24 protein-coding genes and 2 pseudogenes are annotated in these 24,194 nt (G+C 38.9%); 16 read left to right on the top strand and 10 right to left on the bottom strand.

The features are described 5' to 3' along the window. Positions 1–31 precede the first annotated feature (31 nt). A complete protein-coding gene (ctaD, locus tag HUE58_RS05815) occupies positions 32–1,651 on the bottom strand; it encodes a cytochrome c oxidase subunit I (RefSeq protein WP_174606049.1) in 1,620 nt (539 codons plus the stop codon). A gap of 22 nt (positions 1,652–1,673) precedes the next feature. Continuing rightward, complete coding sequence (gene coxB / locus HUE58_RS05810; RefSeq protein WP_174606048.1) at positions 1,674–2,783, bottom strand: cytochrome c oxidase subunit II; 1,110 nt, start codon at positions 2,781–2,783, stop codon at positions 1,674–1,676. 212 nt (positions 2,784–2,995) lie between these two features. Between coxB and HUE58_RS05805 the strand changes: the two genes are divergently transcribed. The 3 genes from HUE58_RS05805 (at position 2,996) to HUE58_RS07170 (ending at position 4,885) form a co-directional block, all read left to right on the top strand. Then, entirely contained in the window at positions 2,996–3,820 is an 825-nt protein-coding gene (locus tag HUE58_RS05805) for a DUF2189 domain-containing protein (protein WP_174606047.1), read from the top strand. A 94-nt stretch (positions 3,821–3,914) separates the two neighbouring features. After that, complete coding sequence (locus HUE58_RS07175; RefSeq protein WP_277997999.1) at positions 3,915–4,544, top strand: COX15/CtaA family protein; 630 nt, start codon at positions 3,915–3,917, stop codon at positions 4,542–4,544. After that, positions 4,541–4,885: a COX15/CtaA family protein gene (locus tag HUE58_RS07170; RefSeq protein WP_277997998.1), complete on the top strand. Its 345-nt coding sequence runs from the start codon at positions 4,541–4,543 to the stop codon at positions 4,883–4,885. The genes HUE58_RS07175 and HUE58_RS07170 overlap by 4 nt, the downstream gene beginning before the upstream one ends. Before the next feature lie 309 nt (positions 4,886–5,194). Here the strand turns inward: HUE58_RS07170 and HUE58_RS05795 are convergent, their stop codons facing one another. The 4 genes from HUE58_RS05795 to hisF all read right to left on the bottom strand — a co-directional run bounded on the left by HUE58_RS05795 (position 5,195) and on the right by hisF (position 7,659). Further along, positions 5,195–5,383: a DUF2970 domain-containing protein gene (locus HUE58_RS05795; RefSeq protein ID WP_174606046.1), complete on the bottom strand. Its 189-nt coding sequence runs from the start codon at positions 5,381–5,383 to the stop codon at positions 5,195–5,197. A 13-nt stretch (positions 5,384–5,396) separates the two neighbouring features. Then, positions 5,397–6,278: a heme o synthase gene (gene cyoE, locus HUE58_RS05790; protein WP_174606045.1), complete on the bottom strand. Its 882-nt coding sequence runs from the start codon at positions 6,276–6,278 to the stop codon at positions 5,397–5,399. Between the two features lie 12 nt (positions 6,279–6,290). After that, positions 6,291–6,821, bottom strand: coding sequence for a redox-active disulfide-containing membrane protein (locus HUE58_RS05785; RefSeq protein ID WP_174606044.1), 531 nt, complete (start codon positions 6,819–6,821; stop codon positions 6,291–6,293). Between the two features lie 70 nt (positions 6,822–6,891). After that, the gene (gene hisF / locus HUE58_RS05780; RefSeq protein ID WP_174606043.1) at positions 6,892–7,659 is read right to left on the bottom strand and encodes an imidazole glycerol phosphate synthase subunit HisF; all 768 of its coding nucleotides are present in this window, start codon (positions 7,657–7,659) and stop codon (positions 6,892–6,894) included. 87 nt (positions 7,660–7,746) lie between these two features. Between hisF and uppS the strand changes: the two genes are divergently transcribed. The 4 genes from uppS to HUE58_RS05760 are packed head-to-tail and all read left to right on the top strand — an operon-like array spanning position 7,747 to position 11,562. Beyond that, positions 7,747–8,448, top strand: a complete 702-nt coding sequence (gene uppS, locus HUE58_RS05775; RefSeq protein ID WP_174606042.1) for a polyprenyl diphosphate synthase — start codon at positions 7,747–7,749, stop codon at positions 8,446–8,448. A gap of 9 nt (positions 8,449–8,457) precedes the next feature. Next, entirely contained in the window at positions 8,458–9,258 is an 801-nt protein-coding gene (locus HUE58_RS05770; protein WP_174606041.1) for a phosphatidate cytidylyltransferase, read from the top strand. Then, positions 9,255–10,406, top strand: coding sequence for a 1-deoxy-D-xylulose-5-phosphate reductoisomerase (gene ispC, locus HUE58_RS05765; protein ID WP_174606040.1), 1,152 nt, complete (start codon positions 9,255–9,257; stop codon positions 10,404–10,406). The genes HUE58_RS05770 and ispC overlap by 4 nt, the downstream gene beginning before the upstream one ends. A gap of 40 nt (positions 10,407–10,446) precedes the next feature. Next, positions 10,447–11,562, top strand: coding sequence for a peptidoglycan DD-metalloendopeptidase family protein (locus tag HUE58_RS05760; RefSeq protein ID WP_246260784.1), 1,116 nt, complete (start codon positions 10,447–10,449; stop codon positions 11,560–11,562). On the opposite strand, the gene HUE58_RS05755 is transcribed toward HUE58_RS05760, so the two are convergent. Beyond that, on the bottom strand, positions 11,513–11,968 hold the full coding sequence (locus HUE58_RS05755; protein WP_174606039.1) for a hypothetical protein: 456 nt from the start codon (positions 11,966–11,968) through the stop codon (positions 11,513–11,515). The genes HUE58_RS05760 and HUE58_RS05755 overlap by 50 nt on opposite strands. A 268-nt stretch (positions 11,969–12,236) precedes the next feature. Between HUE58_RS05755 and HUE58_RS05750 the strand changes: the two genes are divergently transcribed. From HUE58_RS05750 to ribF, 9 genes and pseudogenes are all read left to right on the top strand, one after another. Beyond that, on the top strand, positions 12,237–13,085 hold the full coding sequence (locus tag HUE58_RS05750; RefSeq protein ID WP_174606255.1) for a phosphoribosylaminoimidazolesuccinocarboxamide synthase: 849 nt from the start codon (positions 12,237–12,239) through the stop codon (positions 13,083–13,085). A 5-nt stretch (positions 13,086–13,090) separates the two neighbouring features. After that, positions 13,091–13,822: pseudogene (locus HUE58_RS05745) on the top strand (DUF2797 domain-containing protein). A 51-nt stretch (positions 13,823–13,873) separates the two neighbouring features. Next, positions 13,874–14,200 (top strand): FKBP-type peptidyl-prolyl cis-trans isomerase, encoded by a 327-nt coding sequence (locus HUE58_RS05740; protein WP_174606038.1) that lies wholly within the window; start codon positions 13,874–13,876, stop codon positions 14,198–14,200. A 30-nt stretch (positions 14,201–14,230) separates the two neighbouring features. After that, a pseudogene (alaC, locus tag HUE58_RS05735) lies at positions 14,231–15,397 on the top strand (alanine transaminase); the annotation flags it as partial. A gap of 27 nt (positions 15,398–15,424) precedes the next feature. Further along, positions 15,425–15,805 carry a DEAD/DEAH box helicase family protein gene (locus HUE58_RS06960; protein WP_246260783.1) on the top strand — a complete coding sequence of 127 codons (381 nt, stop codon included), beginning with the start codon at positions 15,425–15,427 and terminating at the stop codon, positions 15,803–15,805. 112 nt (positions 15,806–15,917) lie between these two features. Further along, complete coding sequence (locus HUE58_RS06955) at positions 15,918–16,241, top strand: hypothetical protein (protein ID WP_246260782.1); 324 nt, start codon at positions 15,918–15,920, stop codon at positions 16,239–16,241. Next, complete coding sequence (gene metA / locus HUE58_RS05725) at positions 16,241–17,296, top strand: homoserine O-succinyltransferase MetA (protein ID WP_174606037.1); 1,056 nt, start codon at positions 16,241–16,243, stop codon at positions 17,294–17,296. The genes HUE58_RS06955 and metA overlap by 1 nt, the downstream gene beginning before the upstream one ends. Continuing rightward, positions 17,296–18,321: an A/G-specific adenine glycosylase gene (gene mutY / locus HUE58_RS05720; RefSeq protein ID WP_174606036.1), complete on the top strand. Its 1,026-nt coding sequence runs from the start codon at positions 17,296–17,298 to the stop codon at positions 18,319–18,321. Before metA ends, mutY begins: the two co-directional genes overlap by 1 nt. Positions 18,322–18,332: 11 nt before the next feature. Continuing rightward, positions 18,333–19,250, top strand: coding sequence for a bifunctional riboflavin kinase/FAD synthetase (ribF, locus tag HUE58_RS05715; protein WP_174606035.1), 918 nt, complete (start codon positions 18,333–18,335; stop codon positions 19,248–19,250). 162 nt (positions 19,251–19,412) lie between these two features. Here the strand turns inward: ribF and pyrC are convergent, their stop codons facing one another. The 3 genes from pyrC to secA are packed head-to-tail and all read right to left on the bottom strand — an operon-like array spanning position 19,413 to position 24,160. After that, the gene (gene pyrC, locus HUE58_RS05710) at positions 19,413–20,441 is read right to left on the bottom strand and encodes a dihydroorotase (protein WP_174606034.1); all 1,029 of its coding nucleotides are present in this window, start codon (positions 20,439–20,441) and stop codon (positions 19,413–19,415) included. Next, positions 20,431–21,489 (bottom strand): anhydro-N-acetylmuramic acid kinase, encoded by a 1,059-nt coding sequence (locus HUE58_RS05705; protein ID WP_174606033.1) that lies wholly within the window; start codon positions 21,487–21,489, stop codon positions 20,431–20,433. Before HUE58_RS05705 ends, pyrC begins: the two co-directional genes overlap by 11 nt. Further along, positions 21,482–24,160 (bottom strand): preprotein translocase subunit SecA, encoded by a 2,679-nt coding sequence (gene secA, locus HUE58_RS05700; protein WP_174606032.1) that lies wholly within the window; start codon positions 24,158–24,160, stop codon positions 21,482–21,484. Before secA ends, HUE58_RS05705 begins: the two co-directional genes overlap by 8 nt. Between the last annotated feature and the right edge of the window lie 34 nt (positions 24,161–24,194).

Genomic DNA, 24,194 nt, shown 5'->3' with positions numbered 1-24,194 from the left:
ATTATCACGTCTTGATTGTTTTTATTTGCCATTAAGAGTGCTGAGATTCTTTCTCAATTAATACTCTTGTTGGTGGCGTATTAAAACTATGATACTGCGCCTTAGGCTCTAAAGTCCATTCCAAACCTTTAGCACCCTCCCAAGGACGAGCATCTGCTGGCTTGCCATTACGAATACAATCAATCACAATATAAGTGAATAAAATAAATGATGCACCAAACGCAAAACCACCGATAGAGGAAATCATATTAAAATCAGCAAACTGCAACGAATAATCAGGGATACGTCTAGGCATGCCTGCCAACCCTAAAAAGTGCTGAGGGAAGAACAATACATTCACTGAAATAACCGCCCACCAAAAATGTACTTTTGCTAAAGTTTCGTTATACATTTTACCTGTCCATTTAGGCAGCCAGTAAAACGTTGCCGCAATGATAGACCATAATGCGCCCGTTACCAATACATAATGAAAATGTGCGACCACGAAATAAGTGTCATGATACTGAATATCTGCTGGTGCAATGCCCAGCATTAAGCCAGAAAAGCCGCCAATCATGAATAAGAACACAAATGAAATCGCCCATAACATTGGCGCTTCAAAGGTCATAGAGCCTCTCCACATAGTTGACACCCAGTTAAACACCTTAACGCCCGTTGGCACAGCAATGAGCATGGTGGCGTACATAAAATACAACTCGCCTGCAACTGGCATGCCAGTTAAAAACATATGGTGCGCCCACACAATGTAGGATAAAAATGCAATCGACGCGGCGGCATAAACCATCGACGAATAACCAAATAAAGGCTTACGCGCAAAAGTTGGGATGATGTGTGAAATCACGCCAAACGCTGGCAAAATCATAATATAAACTTCAGGATGGCCAAAAAACCAAAAGATATGTTGAAACAACACTGGGTCACCGCCACCTGTTGCATCAAAAAATGTTGTGCCAAAGTTACGATCTGTCAACATCATAGTGACTGCACCCGCAAGTACTGGCATCGCACCAATCAGTAAAAATGAGGTAATTAACCATGTCCATACAAATAATGGCATGTCCATAAGTTTCATCTCTGGTGCACGCATATTAAGCACAGTTGCAATAATATTAATCGCACCCATGATGGATGAAAAGCCTAATAAATGCACTGCAAAAATAAAGAAATCAGTACTGTCTGGTGCAAACGTTGTTGATAATGGCGCATAAAACGTCCAGCCAAATGCAGGTGCGCCACCTTCCATAAAAAACGTGCTTAATAAAATACCACCAGCAAATGGTAGAATCCAAAAAGACCAATTATTCATCCGTGGCAATGCCATATCAGGCGCACCAATCATCATTGGAATAAGCCAATTACCCAAACCAACAAACGCTGGCATAATTGCACCAAATACCATAATCAAACCGTGCATAGTTGTCATCTGATTAAAAAATTGTGGCTCAATCAGTTGCATACCTGGTTGGAATAACTCCATACGAATAACCATTGCCATTGCACCACCAATGAGCACCATAGTAAATGCAAACCATAAATATAGTGAACCAATATCCTTATGGTTCGTCGTTTTAATCCACCTCATTAAGCCTTTTTCAGGGCCATGATAGTCGTCGGTGTGAGTTGTTACTGTTGTTGCTGTTGCTGTTGTCATGATATTCTCCTATGTCCTTTAATTATCGTGCCGCTTTAATTTGTACTGGCTGGATTAAATCGCCCATTTGATTGCCAAAAGCAGTCCTTTCAAAAGTAATTACCGCCGCAATATCAGCATCTCCTAGTATGTTTTTATAACTAGCCATTGCTGTTCCAGCTTTTCCATGCAAAACAATACTAATATGTTTTTTGATATCACCAGTTGCAATAGGACTGCCTTTAAGTGCTGGAAAAACACCAGAAATACCTTTGCCGGTAATACCATGACAACTAGAACAATTCGTATTATAAACTTTTTGACCTAGGCTTATTAATTCTTCTTCGCGCCAAGTTTTACTCGACTTAGCAAATGTTGCCGCTTTAGCTGCCTGTTGCTGTAATACCCACTTAGCGTAGTCTGCCTTGGAGACCACATCAACCACAATTGGCATAAAGCCGTGGTCTTTACCACAAAGCTCAGCACACTGACCACGATAGGTGCCAATCTCATCAATCTGCACCCATGCATCATTAATAAAGCCTGGGTTAGCATCCTGTTTCACACCAAAATCAGGCACCCACCAATTGTGAATAACATCATTTGAAGTAATTAAAAGACGAATAGGCGTATCTACTGGTAACACCAGGTTGTTGTCTACTTCTAACAAATAATTCTCATGCCTATTTCCAGAATAAATCAAATCTTTAGAGTCTTGTTTAAGGTTAGAAATAAAACTAATACCTTCTTTAGGATAGTCATATTGCCATTTCCACTGATGTCCTGTAATCTTAATGGTCATTTCTGCTTTAGAAGTATCCTCTAAATCAATCAGTACAATTGAAGCAGGGACTGCCATTAATACTAGAATGATAATAGGAATAGCTGTCCAAAGTAATTCGGCCTTTGTACTTTCGTGAAAATTTGCGGCCACTGCACCTTGAGATTTACGATGCACAACCAGCGAATAAATCATAACGCCAAACACGATAATGGCAATGGCAACACAAAGCCAAAACACCATCATGTGTAAGCCATAAATATCACGACTGATTGAAGTAACCCCTTGCGTCATGTTAAAACCATACTTAGCGAATACATTTGCTGACACTATTACAACCAAACCACCCAAGAGAGGCATCAACTTGCTCATAAACCTTTCCTCTAAAAAATATAAAAAATATCATAGGTTTTCAATAACATTAGTTCTGAAAACTGCCACCATGATACACAATTATTTTTCTCATTCACAAACATATAACACACTTTCTTGATTTGAGTCAATTATTCAACTATTTTCTTGACAGGTATAAAGAGGTCTGTTTTAATGTAGATGACATTACATCTATTGAAGGAGTTTAAAAAATGCTACAAACACAGCGGATGGCCAAAGGCCTAAATAAAAAAGCCCGTATTAAACAAGTTAGTTATGGTGCGCCTTTTATGTGGCTAAAACAAGGTGTAGAAGATTTTATAAAGTGCCCAACATTAGCATTATTTTATGGCGCACTATTTACTTCATTTTCCTATTTTTACTGGGATTTTTTATCAAACTCACCGTCACTCAGTGACCTTTCAGCGCCTTTATTAGCCATTGTAGTTATTATATTTGGCCCTATTTCCGCCATGGCCATGTATGACGCCTCAAAGCGTTTATCTGCTGGGGAAAATCTTTCTCTTGGATCTATACTAATGGTGATTAAATCCGCTTTCAAAGCCAATGGCTCTTGTCCTTCATTATTTTTATCTGTTATTTTGATTGTGTTGGCAATTATGTGGATGGTATTTACACCACTTATTTATGCGGTGCTTAACACCGACACTTTTGTTAACCAAAATCAAACAATTATAGAGGCTATCTTGGCTGATATTACCAGCTTTAATAATCCGTTATTTTTAATTATTTATGGTGTTTTCACTGCTACTATTGCTTGGATATCTTTTATGATTAGTTGGTTTTCTTTTCCTATGGTATTGGACCAAGATGTTGACCCATTTACAGCTGCTAATACCAGTATTAGGACTGCATTAGCCAATAAAATTGTAATGCTAATATGGATCCCAATTGTTGGTGTTATTGTTTTAGCCAGTTTATTAACGCCATATTTTATAGGCATGGTAGTTGCTGTCCCAATATTGGCTCACGCTACTTGGCATGCTTATAAATCTATGATTGGTGAGATGAAATAACAACCAATTAAAAACGTTCGGTTTTCTTTTTTAGAAAGACTTTTTTCACCCCCCTTTTTTTTGTGTGTTTTGCACGCGGGGGTGACGGTAATAAATGTTTAGAAAAATACTACAAATTTCAATTATCTTAGCATTTATTGTTGTTATTCTAGGCGCCTACACACGTCTAAGCGATGCTGGATTAGGTTGCCCAGACTGGCCAGGGTGCTATGGCCAATTAAGTGTTCCTAATGTTAAAGATGGTACTACCATTCAGGGGTTTTCACGTCCACTAGAGGCTGCAAAAGGCTGGAAAGAAATGCTACATCGTTATGCCGCTTCCACACTTGGGTTGACAATACTTATTTTATTTTTTTTAGCACTAAAAGGCAAACCACAACACTATCAGTCATTAAAACTACCTGGATTTAGCGCCTTTTTTGTCATGCTACAAGGCGCATTTGGCATGTGGACAGTTACTCTACTGGTACATCCTGGCATTGTCACTTTGCATTTAATAGGTGGCTTTGTGACGACTGCATTGCTGATTTGGATGCTACTTAACCAAAGCAAGCCACCAGCAATCTACCAGCACACCCTAAAAAAACATAAATTTATATTATTAATTGTTCTGGGCGCGCTGAGTTTGCAAATTGTTCTGGGCGGTTGGACTAGCACCAACTATGCAGCACTATCTTGTGGCGAATACTTTCCAAAATCTTGGATGATTGGTGGCCCGATATGAATTTTTCTGACGCACTATATTGGGGATCATTGGGTGCTGATTATGAATACGGCATATTAGAAAACCCTACACGTTCTGCCATTCAAATGATTCACCGTATTGGCGCCTTAATAACAACCCTGCTCATACTGCTACTTATTTATTTATTTAGAAATTATACCTACTTCAGGTCAAATTTAATATTGATTGCTATTTTATTAACAACACAAGTCACACTTGGTATTCTTAATCTCGTGCTTTCATTGCCAATAATAATAGCAGTTTTGCATAATATAGTGGCGTTATTATTGTTACTTAGCATTGTTAAACTCGTGCATAGAGCCTTTAAAGTGCTAACATAAACAACCGTCAACAGGTATAGTTATGAAAAACTTAATAAAGCGCAGCAACAACAAGGACTGCGCGAAAATTAAAAAAACACGCAATTTTCTCCTTGGGCTAAGTATTGTTATGCTTTCTTTTCACAATCACCTAATACCAACAAACGCGTTGAGAAAAAAGCTTAGTGTTTCTTTTTTACAAGTCCAAAATCTCTAAAGGATAAATTTCCATTAATTGATGATAATAACAAAATAATACTTTCTGAGGTAAGTAAAAATAACAAAAGCAATAATGGCAGTTGCGCTTGATGCCATTATTGAAATGCTTGACTAGGGCAATATCAACTTAACAGCCACTATTATTAAACCAATAAAGGCAAAGGTCATAATCAGTCCAACAATAATGTAGTCCCACGGTTGTTTCTCAGTGCGCGCAAAGTCCTTAGCTAAATCTTCTTTTTTGCCCACACCAATCATGGCGGACGTTACCGCTTTAAATACTTGCCCCAATCCTTTCATTTAAAAAAACCTCCTAGGGCAATATTAGCCAATAATGATCAAATAATAGTGCAACAAATAACAACATTAAATAATTAATCGAATACATAAAGGTACGCCAAGCAATCCTTTTATCATCTGGATTGTTATAGATTTTAATCGCACACATCAAAAATCTAATACCCAACACTGTTGTTACTGCTAAATAAATAAGTCCTGACATACCCGCTAAATAAGGCAACAAACTAACCAGCAACAACAATACTGTGTATAACAAAATCTGTGTTCTGGTATAGGCCAGCCCATGTGTTACTGGCAACATTGGCACATCAACCTTTTTATACTCCTTAACCCGATGAATAGCCAGTGCCCAAAAGTGTGGTGGCGTCCAGATAAAAACAATTAAAAACAACAAACAAGCATACTCAATACCTTGAGTGCCAGACACTGCCGTCCAACCTAGCACCGGAGGTGCTGCGCCTGCTGCGCCACCGATAACAATATTTTGCGGTGTTGCACGTTTAAGATACAAGGTATAGATGATGGCATAGCCAATCAGTGAAACAAACGTAAGCACCATGGTAATGGTATTAACAAATAACTGCAAAGTGCCAAGACCAACAAGCCCTAAAAATACGCCCCACACCAATGCTTGGTTTCGGCTTACTTTCCCTTGTGGTAAAGGGCGTTTGTTAGTGCGAGACATTTGAGCATCAATCTCTTCATCAACCACATGATTAAACACTGAAGCTGAAGCGGCGGCCATACTAATACCAATTGAGGCGTTCAGTACCAAAAACCCATTAGGTAAATAAGGCGCAGGCACGGCCAAAAACATGCCCACCACTGCCGTAAGCAATATCAGTGCCACCACTTTAAGTTTGCACAAAGCTAGCAAGTCACTAATTGAAGGCATTATTATCTCCTATTAGCCAATGCGTGAATACTTCAATAAGCGTTTTAAATCTTTAGTAACACGCTTAATCTCTAAATTTTTTGAATCGTAACGCAGCATCAGATTGCCAAGTGGGTCAATCAAAAATAAACTGCTTTTTGGGAACTGATTAAGTTGTCGATTAAGCGCCTCGCTGGCATGTCCAACTAATACGTCTGCTTGTTGCGCTTTGGCTTTACTTGTCATTAACAATAAACTTTGAATACGACGCATGTCTTCATTCATCAAAATGCGAACAATCTTCATATCTTGTAGTGCTTTTATACAAACACTGTCACATTGCTTGGTTGCATAGGCCAATGTCCATAAACCTTGCAAACCGCTTTGAGTGTCAATAAAACTAACGTCTTGTTTTGTAGTGGTAATAATAGGATTAACAAACTGTCCATAATTAACCGTATGCTGGGTAAAATAAGTGGGACTTAAGTAAAAGAAAGCCGTTCCAAAAGCAATCGGTAGTACAAAGAATACCAATAATATCCATAATTCTTTCTTAGAGTTCATAAAAATTTGATGCTTATTAAAACACTTAATAATACACTTAAAAAAAACCAAGAAATTAAAAAACCAAGCATTATAGTCTGACTTCTATACCGTTTTCTTGCATAGCTTGTTTGGCTTGTTGTATCGTGTATTCACCAAAATGAAAAATACTGGCTGCTAATACCGCATCAGCACCACCTTGTAATACACCTTCAGATAAATGCTCTAAATTACCCACACCACCAGAAGCAATAACAGGCACATCCACCGCATCAGAAACTACCTTAGTGAGTAGCAAATCAAAGCCTGTCTTAACGCCATCACAATCCATTGAGGTAAGTAGTACTTCGCCAGCACCATTATCACCTTGGGTCATTTTAACTGCCCACTCAATAACATCAATACCTGTAGGCTTTCGCCCGCCGTGAGTGAATATTTCCCATTTATTGTCAGCAACTTTCTTTGCATCAATAGCAATTACAACACATTGTGAACCAAACTCTTTACTCAACTGATTGATTAGATTGGGGTTAAAAATAGCAGCAGAATTAACAGCAACTTTATCTGCACCTGCATTTAACATCGCGCGCACATCAGCCGTCTTACGAATACCGCCACCCACAGTCAGTGGAATAAACACTTGATTGGCAATCGCCTCAACCATATGTATCATGGTATCTCTACCTTCAATTGATGCAGTAATGTCTAAAAAAGTAATCTCATCAGCGCCTTCAAGATCATAACGCCTAGCCACCTCAACCGGGTCGCCTGCATCCTTGATATCAACAAACTTAGTGCCTTTAACCACACGACCATCACGCACATCAAGACAAGGAATAATTCTTTTTGCTAAACTCATAATGATGAATTTTACCGCACACGCCAGTTCTGTATTAACCGTGTTTGCTGATTGCTCGTAATGCTATGGGTATAATCCAACTTTGTTATGGACACGCTTAAACACATCGCAATTATCATGGACGGCAATGGTCGTTGGGCATCAAAACGCTCTTTGCCCCGTATTTTAGGGCACCAACAAGGGATTAAAGCGGTGCATGGTGTTGTTAAAGCTTGTGCAATACGCGGTATTAAAACACTTACCTTGTTTGCTTTTAGCAGCGAGAATAAAAACCGCTCAACTGAAGAAGTCTCTTTGTTATTTAAACTATTTTTTAGCGTGCTTAAACAAGAAGTTAAAAAACTCAATAAGCACAATATCAGGCTAAAAATAATTGGTGATATGTCCTTATTTTCTGCCAAAATCCAACAAACAGCACTTGATGCACAGGCATTACTCGCTGGCAATACTGGTTTAACTTTAGTGATTGCAGCTAATTATGGCGGTCAATGGGACATTGCTCAAGCAGCAGCTAAAATAGCCAAAGCAGCCATCGCTGGTGACATAGAAGCCAGTAACACTAATGTGAAAAGTTTTTCACAATATCTATCATTAGCCAATGAACCAGATGTTGATTTGTTAATCCGAACCAGTGGCGAACTTAGGATTAGTAATTTTTTACTATGGGATATTGCTTATAGTGAGTTTTATTTCACAGAAACGTTATGGCCAGATTTTGACGAGTCTGAATTAATTAAAGCCATCAACAACTTTAATAATCGTAATCGGCGTTTTGGCGCAAGGCTTTAAGGAAAAACCATGCTCATAGAAAGAGTCATCACTGCACTCATTTTAGCGCCACTATTTGTTTGGGCAATATTCACCATGCCTAATCATTACTTCGCGCAATTACTTTTGGTTTTTGTTGTGCTCGGCGCATGGGAATTCTCACGTTTAATTAAATTTAAGCGCTTAGTTGTTAGACTATTATTAGTGGCTGGTATTGTTGCGTGTGCACTCACCATCCAAAACAATACTCAAGTTATTTCGTTTGTGTTTTACTTGTCCATTTTATGGTGGGTGGTTAATTTATACTGGGTATTAAGCTATCCCAATAAAACCAACCTGTGGTTTAATCCGCTTATTGTTCGTATCATAAGTGGCGTATTATTATTAGTGCCTATGTGGATTGCATTAATTACTTTACAACAGCAATACGGCGCTGAGTATTTCTTACTACTCATGCTGATTATTTGGGGTACTGATTCTGGTGCTTATTTTACTGGTAAGGCAATTGGCAAACGAAAATTGGCGCCAAAAGTAAGTCCAGGAAAATCAATTGAAGGTGTGATTGGTGGTATTGGCGTTGCTTTGATGGTAATGGTTATGTTCTTACAATATCAAAATATAGCGACCAATCAATATTTGAGTTATTTACTATTAACCATTGTTGTTGCTAGCGTAGCAGTATTGGGTGATTTATTTGAAAGCTTGTTCAAGCGTGTCTCAAATATTAAAGACAGTGGGCAAATTTTTCCTGGTCACGGTGGCATCTTAGACCGAATTGACTCTCTAACAGCGGCAGCACCATTCTTTCTGCTAGGGCTTAACTTGATATGAAAAATATAACCTTGTTAGGTGCAACTGGCTCTATCGGCAAAAGCACTTTGTTGGTGGTGGATTTACATCCTGATAGATTTAATATTTTTGCGCTAAGTGCTAATACTAATTGGCAACAAATGCTTGAGTTGTGCAACAAGTACCAGCCTAACTATGCAGTCATGGTAGACGAGCAATCTGCTGAAAAATTATCAAATGCCATTATAACTGATACCCAAGTACTTAGTGGCGCTCAAGCACTAGATGAGATTGTCGCTCATCAAAATACTGACTTTGTTATGGCTGCTATTGTTGGCGCTGCGGGTATGTCCTCAGCACTTTGCGCTGCAAAAGCAGGCAAACGAATTATGCTGGCAAATAAAGAATCCTTGGTATTGGCGGGTGATATTTTTATGAAGGCGGTGGGAACGTTTAATGCTGAACTAATCCCTGTTGACTCAGAACACAGTGCAATTTTCCAGTGCCTACAAAGTGGCAAATCAGGCTTAAGCAAAATCCAGTTAACTGCCAGTGGTGGGCCATTTTTACACACGCCAATTAACCAATTTAAATTCATCACCCCAGATCAGGCTTGTGCACATCCAAATTGGTCAATGGGGCGAAAAATCTCTGTTGATTCTGCCACCATGATGAACAAAGGGCTGGAGGTGATTGAGGCGCATTACTTATTTTCACTCGCGCCAAAACAAATTGATGTGGTGGTACATCCGCAAAGCATTGTGCATTCATCCGTTTATTATGAAGACGGCTCAACCCTGTCTCAATTAGGCAATCCAGATATGCGTACAGCCATCTCATATGCCATGAGTTATCCACAACGTATTAACTCTGGTGTTGCTACGCTTGACTTGAGCAACACCCCTGCCTTAGAGTTTTATCAACCAGATTTTGGAAAATTTACTTGCCTAAAACTAGCCTTTGAGGCGCTAAAAAAGGGTGGTAATGCTATGATTACCATAAATGCGGCCAATGAAATTGCAGTTGAACATTTTCTTAACCATAAAATCGACTTCTTAGGCATACCAAAAATTATTGACCAAACGCTAAGCACCATGAAACACACAACGCTCAACTCTTTAGAAGAGGTGATTAATAACGACTTTGTTGCTCGTGAAATGGCCCGTGAAACCATCAAGCGATATGGGTAAGTTCTATATAAGCATATTGCTAATATTAATGTCTTTTAGCATGGCATCTGCTCCCGCTTATACTGATAACAATACATATCATTTTACTGTTAAACGTGGCGATTCACTAAGTCAATATTTTTCCAAGCTTGGACTGTCTAATCGATTACTTGCTAATCTACTTTTTGCCAACAAAAACAACAAAAAGCTCAACCAACTTAATATTGGCCACAAGCTAACCATTAGGTTGCATAATAATCGACGGTTCAAATCTCTAACTTATCAGTTAAATCGTAAAACCAACCTAAACATTGTTCTTAACGGTAATTATTTTTCCACTATTCTCAACAGACAATCCAAACAAACACCTAGTGATTTGTCCATAACAGTGGTTAGCATTAACCACTCCTTTGGTGCTGATGCGCAAAAAGCAGGAATCGGTTTTAGCACTATTAGCCTCGTTGTTAAAGAGCTTTCATGGCAACTAAACTTTAATACCGACCTTAAAAAAGGCGACCGATTTATCATTGTTAATGGCTTTGGTGAAAAGCCAGTAGCTATTATTTACCAAAGCATTATCAAAAATAAATCCATTGAAGCATTTGCTTACAAAAACAAACATGGGCATATTAATTACTTTAATCGTTTTGGACACTCTCTGAACTCCTCTTTTTTAAGAGCACCTTTGAAATACAAGCGCATTAGCTCCAAATTTCAACTCAGACGCTATCACCCAATTTTAAAAACTTGGCGTCCCCATCGGGCTGTTGATTATGCAGCCAACTACGGCACGCCTGTTTATTCTACTGCCAATGGCGTAATCACCACCAAAGGCAGAAAAGGCGCACTTGGCAAAGTCATCATCATCCAACATAGTTTTGATTACACTACTGTTTATGCACACTTATCAAGATATGCTAACAACTTGTACAAAGGTAGAAAGGTTAAAAAAGGCCAAATAATTGGCTATGTAGGCTCAACAGGTCGCTCAACAGGTCCGCACCTACATTATGAACTGCATTACAAAGGAAAAAGAAGAAACCCGCTCACTCATAAACTACCCGCACAAAAGAACATTAGCTGTGCCAATTTGCAGAATTTTAAAACCAGGGTTAACAAGGTTTTATCTAATTTAGAGCTTGATTATCAATCCAAACACGCCAACTGGGCGGATTAAGATCAGATAAATAATCTAACTTTATATATTGCTTTTGATACGCCTGTGCGCCTGCAACATAGTTTAATATTGCAAATGTAATTAACTCATCAATGTAGCGTACTTTTTTAGTGCCTGGCACTAACGACTCATTGCGAATAATAGCTGCCATTAGTGCAGATTTTGCATTGCCATGCACTAAAAAAGACTCTTCAAATAAATTTAGAGCCAAAAATTCATTCTTAATAAAGCCGCCACTGCCATCAAGCAAATTTAAGGCATACTCATACAAAGCAGGATCATAACTCTTTCTCACCAATTTAATTAAAATTTCATTGGCTTCAAGCTCTAAAGGAAGATATCCCATCAATTTACTGCCTTTTCTAACTTGTTTTGAAACTTCATACATGGCATCAAAATCACCCAAAAAACCCTTTTAAAAAAAATTCCCCTTAAAGCCCATCCCGAAACCCTTTCTGGCCCTTTTTGCCGCAATGGCTTTACCGTTAGGCAATTGCCGAATGCCACAAGTAGAAAAAAATAGGTTTTTTTTGCATCATAATTTAACAATTATTTTACCATGGCTTAAGTTGTCATAATTTGCAAGCCTAGTCACACAATTGGTTAAAATAACACCTAAATTAAACAATTTATACACGTAAACTCAGGGAACATTATTTAGCACAAACCTAAACCTGCCACTGATTCAAAAAGGCAAGGTTAGAGACATTTATGACATTGATGATAAACGTATGTTGGTTGTCACCACAGACCGACTCAGCGCCTTTGATGTTGTTTTTGATGAGCCTATTGCCAACAAAGGTGCAATCTTAACCGAGGTGGCAAATTTTTGGTTTGAAAAAACCAAGCACATCATTCCCAATCACTTAACCCTTGAGCCACTTGATAATGTTCTAAATACTAAAGAGGCAGCTCTAATCAAAGGTCGTGGCGTTATTGTCAAAAAACTTAAATCCCTTGCTGTTGAGGCTATTGTTCGTGGCTATATTATCGGCTCTGGCTGGAAAGACTACCAACAAACAGGTAAGGTTTGTGGTATCCAACTACCCACCAACCTACAACTAGCCGAAGAGCTACCCAAAACACTCTACACCCCTTCCATAAAGGCAGATTTAGGTAAACATGATGTCAATATTGATTTTGACAAAACCGTTGAAATCTTGGGTCAAAACCTGGCTGAACAAGTCAAACAAACAAGCCTTAAAATTTATCAATTTTCTGCTGATTATGCCTTAGAGCGTGGCATTATTATCGCTGATACCAAATTTGAATTTGGACTGGATGAAAACAACCAGTTAACCTTAATGGACGAAGTGCTAACGCCCGATTCATCACGATTTTGGTCAAGCGCTGATTATAAAGTAGGCACCAGCCCAAAAAGTTTTGACAAGCAAATTGTGCGTGACTATTTAGAAACGCTAGACTGGGACAAGACCCCGCCTGCCCCAACACTACCCCAATCCATTATTCAACAAACCGCTGACAAATACAAAGAAGTTCAACAACGATTAATGCAAGATTAAAAACCATGCAAATTAATGGACTTATTGCAAAAATGCACGCCCACTTAAATAGTGGCGTGGCACAGTATCAACTGCCAATTGGTGATAAATTGCTAACTATAAATGATTTAGTGGGCGAACAAATCAGCCTTGAGTTTAATGGTGAAATTATTTGCTCAAATTGCAATAAACGTACCAATAAAAGCTATTCTCAAGGGTTTTGTTATCCTTGTTGTCAGCGCTTGGCGCGGTGTGATTTGTGCATTATGAAGCCTGAAACCTGCCATCATCACCTTGGCCCTTGTCGCGAGCCACAGTGGGGACAGGATAATTGTTTTAATCCGCATGTTATTTATTTGGCCAATTCATCTGGAATAAAGGTTGGGTTTTTAAAAGAAAATTCTAGCCGTTGGTTGATCAAGGTGCATGCCCCACTACCGAACGGGTGACAATCGGTCAAAAAAGGGGAAATTGAAGTGGTACTTAAAGATTATGTCAATGATAAAATCAACTGGCGAAAAATGCTCAAAAACGAAGTGAAGCACGCCAACCTAAGCACAACACGCGATGATTTGTTCAAAAAAATACCTCATCTAATTGATGACTTAGATGTAATCGTACTAGACAATAAGGTCTTAGTAATTAACTACTCTGTGGTAGAATACCCTAGAAAAATTAACTCATTAAACTTTGACAAAACCCCTAAAATTGAAGGCATTTTGAAAGGGTTTAAAAAATACTTGTTGCGTAAGGCGTAAAACATTAGAAAATTTTCTGTATCAAATTTCATTTTTATTAGGAAGATAAACATGGCAGATTTAGAAATACAAGATTTAGAAACAGGCACGGGCATCACTTGCAAAGTAGGTGATTTTATCTCAATGCATTATACTGGCTGGCTTACCAATGGTAAAAAGTTTGATTCTAGCGTCGATAGAAACGAGCCTTTTGATTTTAAACTTGGCGTTGGGCAAGTCATTGCTGGCTGGGACCAAGGTATTGATGGCATGTGCGTTGGTGGTAAGCGCAAACTCACCATCCCTTCAAAACTGGCTTATGACGAAATAGGTGTAGGCGGTCTTATTCCACCAAGTGCCACACTGGTTTTTGAAGTTGAGTTATTAGCCATTCAATAATCCGCCCTAGCCAATACAAACCAAACAACAATGAATGATGACTTCCCACGAATAAAAAGACTACCCGCTTATGTTTTTGCAGTTACTAACGAGCTAAAAGCCAAGGCACGTGCTCGTGGTGAAGATATTATTGACTTTGGCATGGGCAATCCAGACCAACCAACACCTGATCATATTGTTGAAAAACTGGTAGAAACAGCGCGACGTAAAGACACACACCGCTATTCTACTTCTCGCGGTATTCCACAGTTACGTAAAGCAATTGCCAATTGGTATAAAAGGCGCTTTGATGTTGATATTGACCCAGAAACTGAGGCCATTGTTACCATTGGATCTAAAGAGGGGCTGTCTAATTTAGCACAAGCTGTTGTGGGTGGTGGCGATACGGTATTGGTGCCTAATCCTGCTTATCCTATTCATCCGTATGGATTTGTGATTGCAGGCGCAGATATTCAACATGTGCCTTGTGGTCCAGATGATGATTTCTTAGAAGAATTAGAACGCTCTATTAAAAACACTTGGCCAAAACCAAAGATGCTGGTTTTAAATTATCCGTCTAATCCAACCCGCAATCGCTGTTTGGGTTTTTGAAAAGTCATCTTCAAAGTATGAAATTTTGGGGGGCAGGATTTTGGCCCAGATAGATTTGATGGCTACGTAGCGCCCAGTATTCTACAAGTAGAAGGCGCTAAAGAAATTGCTGTCGAATTTTTCTCGTTGTCAAAAAGCTATAACATGCCTGGTTGGCGCGTGGGGTTTATGGTGGGCAATCCAACCTTAGTAAGTGCACTTGTCAAAATTAAATCTTACCTGGATTATGGTATGTTCACCCCCATTCAAGTCGCCGCTATTGAGGCGCTAAAAGGCGACCAAAGTTGTGTGAAAGAAATATCTAATATGTACCAAGACAGGCGTGATGTATTGTGTGACGGTTTGGACTCAATTGGTTGGGTGGTTACACCACCTAAAGCCACAATGTTTGTTTGGGCAAAAATTCCTGAATTTTATCAGCACATGGGTTCGCTAGAATTTACCAAAAAATTACTAAAAATTGCAAAAGTTGGCGTGTCGCCCGGCATTGGATTTGGTAGTTATGGCGATCAATACGTGCGTTTTGGTCTGATTGAAAATGAACACCGAACCCGTCAAGCAATCCGAGGCATTCGAGAGATGTTTAAACAAGATGGCTTGCTATAAAAACGAATTTGATGCAAACTCAAAATCATGAAATTATCAGCCAGAGAATTCAAAAACTCTAATCACAAATGCCTAACCCTATTAGGCATGTCAGGCGTGGGAAAAACACACCTAGCAAAACTCCTTAGCCGTCAGGATAAATACTTTCATTATTCTGGTGACTATCGCATTGGCGCTGAATATTTGAATGATAAAATTTTAGACAACATCAAAAACCACGTTAGACAAGACAAGTGGCTTAAGAACCTAGTGGATAACGACTCTATCAGCATCCAAAATCACATTACCTTTGATAATTTATCATCAGTGTCTGCTTTTTTGGGCAAGGCTGGCCCTGAACGGGGGGCACGCCCCTTTATACTTTTTGCCCCTCAAACGTGCCAAACCCCAGAAACCAAAGCCGCTTGACGTGCCCTTTTCAAAAAACCAAAACACAAGGGTTTAACATTTTTTAAGTGCAGGTGGTAGCCTATGTGAATTAGACAATGAGCAAGTATATCAAACCCTGGCTGACAACACTGTGATTCTCTACATTAGAGCCAGTAAAACTAACGAAACCGCTTTGATTGAACGCGCACAAACACATCCAAAGCCTTTGTATTATCAGGCTGATTTTCTGAAACAGCAATTAGACATCTACTTGCAAAAAAATCAGCTAATTTATGTCGCACAAATCAACCCAAACGAATTTGTACGCTGGGTGTTTCCACGCCTACTTGAACACCGCAAGCCAAAATATAAAGCCATTGCCAAAAAATATGGTTACACCATCGACAGTGAAGATTTGTATCAGTGCAAAAATGCCGATGAGGTCTTTGAGCTTATCTATGGAGCCATGAACTAATGCCACTAATTGCACATTCAAACTTGCCTTCTTTTGTACGCCTTAAAGATGAGGGTGAAACCATTCTATCAAAAGACAGAGCAAACAATCAAGCCATTCGTGAATTGCATATTGGCTTATTAAACATGATGCCAGATGCCGCACTTGAAGCAACCGAGCGCCAATTTTTTCGCCTTGTTGGACATTCTAATCAAATTGCACAATTTTATCTGCATCCATTTACATTATCGTCAATCAAGCGAGGCGAAAAAACAAGCAAGCATGTCAAACAACATTATCAAACTTTCGCAGACATTAAAGCTCAAGGGCTTGATGCACTGATTATTACAGGTGCACACATTGAACAAGCAGATTTGCAAAAAGCACCTTTCTATAAAGAGTTAAAAGAAGTGGTTGATTGGTCATATGACCACGTTACTTCAACACTATGTTCATGTTTAGCAACGCACGCCGTCTTGGAATTTAGATATGGACAAAAACGCCAAGCCATTGGTGAAAAATGTTGGGGTGTATTTCCACACCAAATGCTAGACCGACAACACCCTTTAATGAATGGCGTGAATACACGCTTTGATGTACCGCATTCCCGCTTTAATGAAATTTCAAAAGCGCAATTTAGTGCTGCTGGGGTTAAAATTTTGGTTGAAAGCAAAATCGGTATACACTTAGGCGTTAGTGAAGATTTATTAAGGATTGTATTTTTCCAAGGCCATCCAGAATACGACACTATTAGCTTATTAAAAGAATATAAGCGCGATATTATTGCCTATTTAGAAAAAACACGAGATGATTATCCGCCTTTCCCTAAACATTATTTAACCGAACAAAGCAAAGCCATTCTTAATGAGTATAAAACCAAGCTTTTATCCAAAGAGCTTAGCATTACAGACCTCCCTGAACAACTAATTAGCAAAACCTTAAATAACACTTGGGGCAACGCCACTAATGTCATCATCAACAACTGGATTGGCTGTGTTTACCAAACGACTCATGAAGACATTAACAAGCCATTTATGGATGGTATTAATCCACATGACCCGCTTAATTTAAAATAGTGCGCTCAATCTCAAAGCCACTACTGAAGTGGTTTGACCAGTTTGGTCGTCACTACCTGCCTTGGCAAGTAGAACAAAATATACCAAACAACCCTTATCATGTCTGGCTGAGTGAAGTCATGCTGCAACAAACTCAAGTAACAACGGTTATTGATTATTTTAATAATTTTATTCAGCATTTCCCCACATTAGCTTCCTTATCCAACGCTTCTGAAGATGCAATATTAGCTCAATGGGCAGGCTTGGGGTATTACGCCAGAGCAAGAAACCTACACACAACTGCCAATATCATCATGAACCAATACCAAGGCAATTTTCCAACTGAGTTTAAACAGGTGATTAACTTGCCTGGTGTAGGCGAATCCACAGCAGGCGCTATTTTAGCCATTAGCTTTAATAAAAACCACGCCATACTCGATGGCAATGTTAGACGCGTACTCTCAAGATACCATCAAGTTAAGGGCCATTATGGACAAAGCAAAACACTTAAAGAGCTATGGCGCTTGGCTAGATATCACACGCCTAATGAACGTAACGCTGACTATACACAAGCCATCATGGATCTAGGTGCAACCTTATGTACTCAACGTAAGCCAGATTGTGAGCAGTGCCCAATCCAATCTGATTGTTTGTCACAGCAAAGCAACACCCAAAATCAATATCCCAATCCAAAACCAAAAAAAAACAAACCCACTCGCTCAATTGCCATGCTAATTTTTAGAGACGACAAACACAATATCTACTTACAAAAACGCCCAAACAAGGGTATTTGGGGTGGATTGTGGAGCTTTATAGAATGTGAAGACAATGAGAAAGATATTCAGCAAAGCATAACTTATTTTCACCCATCAGCTTTAATAGAAAAAAGCCTAACTATTTTTAAACATAGTTTCACTCACTACCATTTGCTGATTCACCCAATACTCATTCACTGCTCAGATGTCAAGGGTGAGTTCAAACCCTTATCTCAGTTAAATATTGGCTTGCCAAAGCCAGTTGATAACATCATCTGCCAATTAGACTAAAATAAACATTTATGAGACTCATTCGTAGCTTACAAAACTTAAAACCCCATTCAGGCAGTGTTGTTACCATTGGCAACTTTGATGGTGTGCATATAGGACATCAAAAAATTATCAAAACTTTGGTTAATAAAGCACAAGCTATGAATTTACCATCAGTACTTGTTTCATTTTCACCAACACCACAACACTTTTTTGGGCACATGCAAGCCACACTGACTAGTTTTAAGCAAAAACACGCCTTGCTTACAAGCCTTGGACTAGACGAACACTTGCTAATTAACTTTAATACGCCATTCTCACAACTCTCCGCTGATGCCTTTATTCAGCAGATATTGCTAGATAAACTCAATGTTAAGCACTGTCTAGTTGGCGATGATTTTCGTTTTGGCGCCAATCGAACAGGTGATTTTTCTTTACTACAAACCTTTGATTTTGAGGTAAAAAAAACACCTACTGTGTTTCACAACTTTGACAGAGTCAGCAGCTCAAAAATCAGACAATCACTTAAAGAAGGTAATTTTGACTTAGCAAGTCAGCTATTAGGACGAGAATTTTCAATCTCAGGCAAAATCATTCACGGTCAAAAACAAGGCAAAACCATCGGCTTTCCCACAATCAATATTCCCATTAAAAGAAAAATTAGCCCACTATTAGGCGTGTTTTCAGTTAATGTAGAATTAAATAACAAGATTTACAACGGTGTGTGCAATCTCGGAAAACGCCCCATAATTAAGGATGAAACAATCTTATTAGAAGTCTTTTTATTTGATTTTAACAGCCAAGTTTATGGCGAAAATGCCAAAGTTATATTCAAATACAAGATTCGTGATGAACAAAAATTCGACTCTTTTCCAGCATTAAAACAACAAATAAAATTAGATGTTAAAGATGCTAAACTACTCTTTAAATATTATGTTCGCACTATTTAAGATAACAGTATAATTGCACGATGGAATCGCCAACTTAATGAAAACACATAAGAACAATCCACTAATGGCTGTTGGCCTGTCTGGCGCTGGCATTATTTACGACCCGGAAAAGCCAGAAAAGATAAAGAGTGTTAAAAGGAAGTTGTTGCTCTTAGTTTTACTTTAAATAAGTTTCCAGCCAAGTGTTTTGGTTGCCATAAATGGCACAATATCACTATGCGCAAAAGGATAGCTTGCTGGTACAACCCAATCTTGCTTTTTGAGTGTAATGGTCTGTGTATTATGAGGCAAGTTATAAAAATCTGCACCGAATTTTGAGGCAAACCCTTCTAACTTATCTAATGCATTTTGACGTTCAAAAGCCGTCGCATAAAGTTCAATGGCGCAATGTGCGGTAAAAATACCAGCACAACCACAGGCAGATTCTTTATCCGTCTTAGCATGTGGCGCAGAATCTGTACCTAAGAAAAATTTAGTATTACCACTGGTTGCAGCGTATAATAATGCTAATTGGTGTGGATTCTTGCGCTTTAAAACTGGCAAGCAAAAATAATGTGGCTTAATACCACCCACTAACATATCGTTCCTATTGGCTAAGAGATGGTGTGGTGTAATGGTTGCTGCTATTTTATGATGACTTGTTAAAACAAAATCAACGGCATCTTTAGTGGTAATGTGTTCAAACACGATTTTCAACTCAGGAAAATTATTCACCACTTGGTTCAGCACCTCATCAATAAACACCGCCTCACGGTCGAAAATATCCACCTCATTACGTGTTACTTCGCCGTGCATCAAAAGTAGCATGCCTAGTTTTTGCATACTCTCTAGTGTTGGGTAAAGTTTAGTAATATTGGTCACGCCACCATCTGAATTGGTCGTTACCCCTACAGGGTACAACTTGGCTGCTACAACGCCACTATCAATCGCTTCTTGAATGTCTTTAGACGTGGTGTTATCCGTTAAATATAAGACCATCAACGGGTTAAATTTACTGCCTTTTGGCAAAACAGATAAGATTTCTTCTTTATAAATACGCGCCTGAGTAGCATTAGTCACAGGCGAGTTTAAATTAGGCATAATAATCGCTCTGCCCATTTGCGCCACCGTCATGCCAATAATTGATTTTAATGCTGCGCCTGAGCGCACGTGTAAATGACAGTCGTCTGGCTGAATCATTTTAAATTGCATAAATTGCTCCTAATACCCTTTCACTCTTAGCGCCTGTCACCGACGGTAAATTTGACGGTAAACCTTCTAAAGTTCGTTGGGCAAAAAAACCAAATGCAGCAGCTTCTACATAATCCACAAATACGCCCAAATCATTGGTTAATGTAACTTTGCTATCAGGGTTTTGATAAGACAAACGCTCAAATAAAAATAAATTGTGTACACCACCACCACAAAAATACACATCTGCCCCTGAGGGAATATTTTCAGAAATGCTTATCGCTGTGAGCTCTATTAGCGTTCTTTGCACATCTTCAGGTGGCTCAGTGCCATTTAAATGTTGCGACAGCCAGTCTAAATTAAAATATTCTGGGCCTGTGCTTTTAGGGTAGTCTTTATGGAAATAATCATCTGAAAGCATTGAGTTTAATAAGGCTTGACTCACCAATCCAGAACGCGACCAAATTCCGTCTCGATCATAATCTAAGTTCTTGTTCTTTTTTATCCAATGATCTAATAACGTATTAGCAGGACCTGTATCAAATCCAATTACTTCACCATTAAAACTGTGGGTAATATTAGCAATACCACCTAAATTGATAATCACACCATCTTTGCCGTTAAGCATATGCTGATGATAAAGTGGTGTGAGTGGTGCACCTTGACCACCAGCAGCCACGTCTTGCATACGAAAATCAGCCACTGTGGTAATGCTCGTTTTCTCAGCAATCAATGCACCGTGTCCAATTTGCATTGAGTACTTGCCACCTTGGTGGAAAACGCTTTGTCCGTGTGAGCCGATTGCTTTGATACCCTTTGCCTCAAACCCTCCTTGTTGCAATAATAAATGCACTGTATCAGAAAAGCAACTCGCTATTTGAATGTCAATATTAGCCAGATTTTCTAATGAGGTTTTTAAACTTTGGGTAAGTTCTAATAGGCTTTGTTTTAGTTTTTCAGGGTACGGCAGATAAGCTTGAGTTATTATTTTCCTGCCCGTTTCATTGATAATAACGCCATCAACACCATCAAGACTGGTGCCTGACATTAAGCCAATATAGTTAGCCATGACATTTTTTATATTTTTTACCTGAGCCACAAGGACAGGGGTCGTTTCGTCCTACTTTTTTTTCTTCTCTTTGATATGTGTTTTGTTGGACGGCTTTTATTTCGACATCATCAACACCCAATGTTCCAACTTTTTCATGCTGAGCCTGTGCACTCTCGTTGTTTTGCTGTTCAACATCTGAGGCATTGGTATTTTCATTAATGATGACACTTGATAGAGATTTAACAATTTCAATATTAATAGTGTCTAACAGCGAGGTAAACATAGTAAACGATTCTCGCTTATATTCTTGTGTTGGATTTTTTTGCGCATAGCCACGCAGATTAACACTTTGACGTAAATAATCCATAGCTGCCAAATGCTCTTTCCAATAGTGGTCAAGGGTTTGCAACATGACTGCTTTTTCAAATTCACGCATAGGCTCAGTGCCAACCATTTCTTCTTTGTGATTACAAATGGTACTAAGCCCTTGAATAATTCTTGATTGTAATTCATCAATATCAACACCTTCATCAAGCCATTGTTGTAATGGAAAATCGGCTGAATAATCGGCTTTTAACGCATTATGAAAGCCTTCAACATCCCAATCTTCTTCCATCAATTCGACTGAAATATAGTCTGCAAAAAGCTGCTCAATGACTTTCTCTCTAATTCTGATAAAGCGGTCTTGAACATCATTGACACTCATCAAATCATCACGCAACTGATAGATGACTTTTCTTTGGCCATTAGCAACATCATCATATTCTAAAAGGTGTTTACGTGCGTCATAGTTCATGCCTTCTACCTTTTTTTGGGCATTTTCAATGGCTCGATTGACCATTTTGTGCTCAATTGCCTCGCCTTTTTCCATGCCCAATCTTTGCATCATAGATGCCATTTTTTTGCTGGCAAAAATACGCATTAAATTATCTTCTAACGACAAATAAAAACGCGTTGAACCCACATCACCTTGACGCGCAGCACGACCACGTAATTGATTATCTACCCGACGTGACTCATTACGCTCTGTGCCCACAATATGCAAACCTCCTGCTTTAATAACGTCGTCGTGCTGAATTTGCCAATCAACTTTTTGTTTATCCGTTGCCTCTTCAGGCAATTTTCCACCGAGTACAATATCCGTACCTCGACCTGCCATATTAGTCGCAATGGTCACTGCGCCAATACTGCCAGCATTGGCAATAATAATAGCCTCTCGTTCGTGCTGTTTGGCGTTTAGAACTTCGTGCTTGATATTATTTTTTTCTAATAGGGCAGAAATTAGTTCTGAATTTTCAATACTACTAGTACCTACCAAAACTGGCTGTCCAGTTTGCTGACAATCGGCAACATCAAGCGCAATAGCTTCAAATTTTTCTTGAGTTGTTAGATAAATTTGGTCTGGTTTATCTACACGTGCAGACGGCTTGTTAGGTGGAACAACCACAGTTTCCAACCCGTAAATATCTTGAAATTCTACTGCTTCAGTATCAGCACTACCTGTCATGCCTGAAAGCGTTGTATAAAGCCTAAAATAGTTTTGAAAAGTAATTGAGGCGAGCGTTTGGTTTTCCTTTTTAATGCTCACCCCTTCTTTGGCTTCAATAGCCTGATGCAGCCCTTCTGACCAACGACGACCTGGCATAGTCCTACCAGTAAATTCATCAACAATCACAACTTCATCATCTTGCACAACATAGTCCACATCTTTTTGGAATAAAATATGTGCACGTAATGCTGAGTTAATATGTTGCATTAATAAAATATTACTCGCATCATAAAGACTAGCACTCTCTGGCAAGGCGCCAGCATCAATCAACAAATCCTCAGCTTTGCCATGGCCATCATCAGTCAAAAACACCTGCTTGTGCTTTTCATCAACGGTGTAATCACCTACCACTTCAATAACCACTTCCTTGCCTTCGCCACTTTCTGTTTGCTTGGTAAAATTAGGAATCATGTGGTTAATGGCCTGATAAATCTGTGTATAATCACCTGCCAGGCCAGAAATAATCAAAGGCGTTCTAGCCTCGTCAATTAAAATCGAATCCACCTCATCCACAATGGCAAAATTAAGCACGCGTTGTACTTTTTGCTCAGAAGTAAATACCATATTGTCACGAAGATAATCAAAGCCCAGCTCATTATTAGTTGCATAAGCAATATCACACAAATAGGCGGCTTGTTTGTCTTCATGTGCCATGTTTGAGGTAATAATACCCACACTCATGCCTAAAAAATCAAACACTTTACCCATCCACTGTGCATCACGAGTCGCCAAGTAATCATTCACAGTGACTATATGTACGCCTTTGCCACTAAGTGCATTAAGATAGGCAGGCAAAGTTGCCACCAAAGTCTTGCCCTCGCCTGTGCCCATCTCTGCAATGTTGTCATCATTAAGCACCATGCCACCAATGAGTTGCACATCATGGTGCCTAAGGCCTAGCACTCGTGTTGATGCTTCACGAATCACGGCAAATGCCTCAACAAGGATTGAATCTAGAGCTTCTTGATTGTTAATTCTGTCTTTAAATTCTTGAGTTTTGGACTTAAGTTGCTCATCACTAAATGCTTGCATGTTTGGTTCTAATTCAGTAATTTGACCAACAGTTTTGTATAATACTTTGATGAGTCGATCGTTTCTAGAGCCAACAATTTTTGATAAAACTTTATTTATAATACTCATAATAGAATATTTTTAAATTAATTTAAAAAACCTA

The organism is Candidatus Ruthia endofausta (assembly GCF_013342985.1).
Taxonomy (GTDB): Bacteria; Pseudomonadota; Gammaproteobacteria; order PS1; family Pseudothioglobaceae; genus Ruthia; species Ruthia endofausta.
This window is presented reverse-complemented; position numbering and strand designations above follow the sequence as displayed.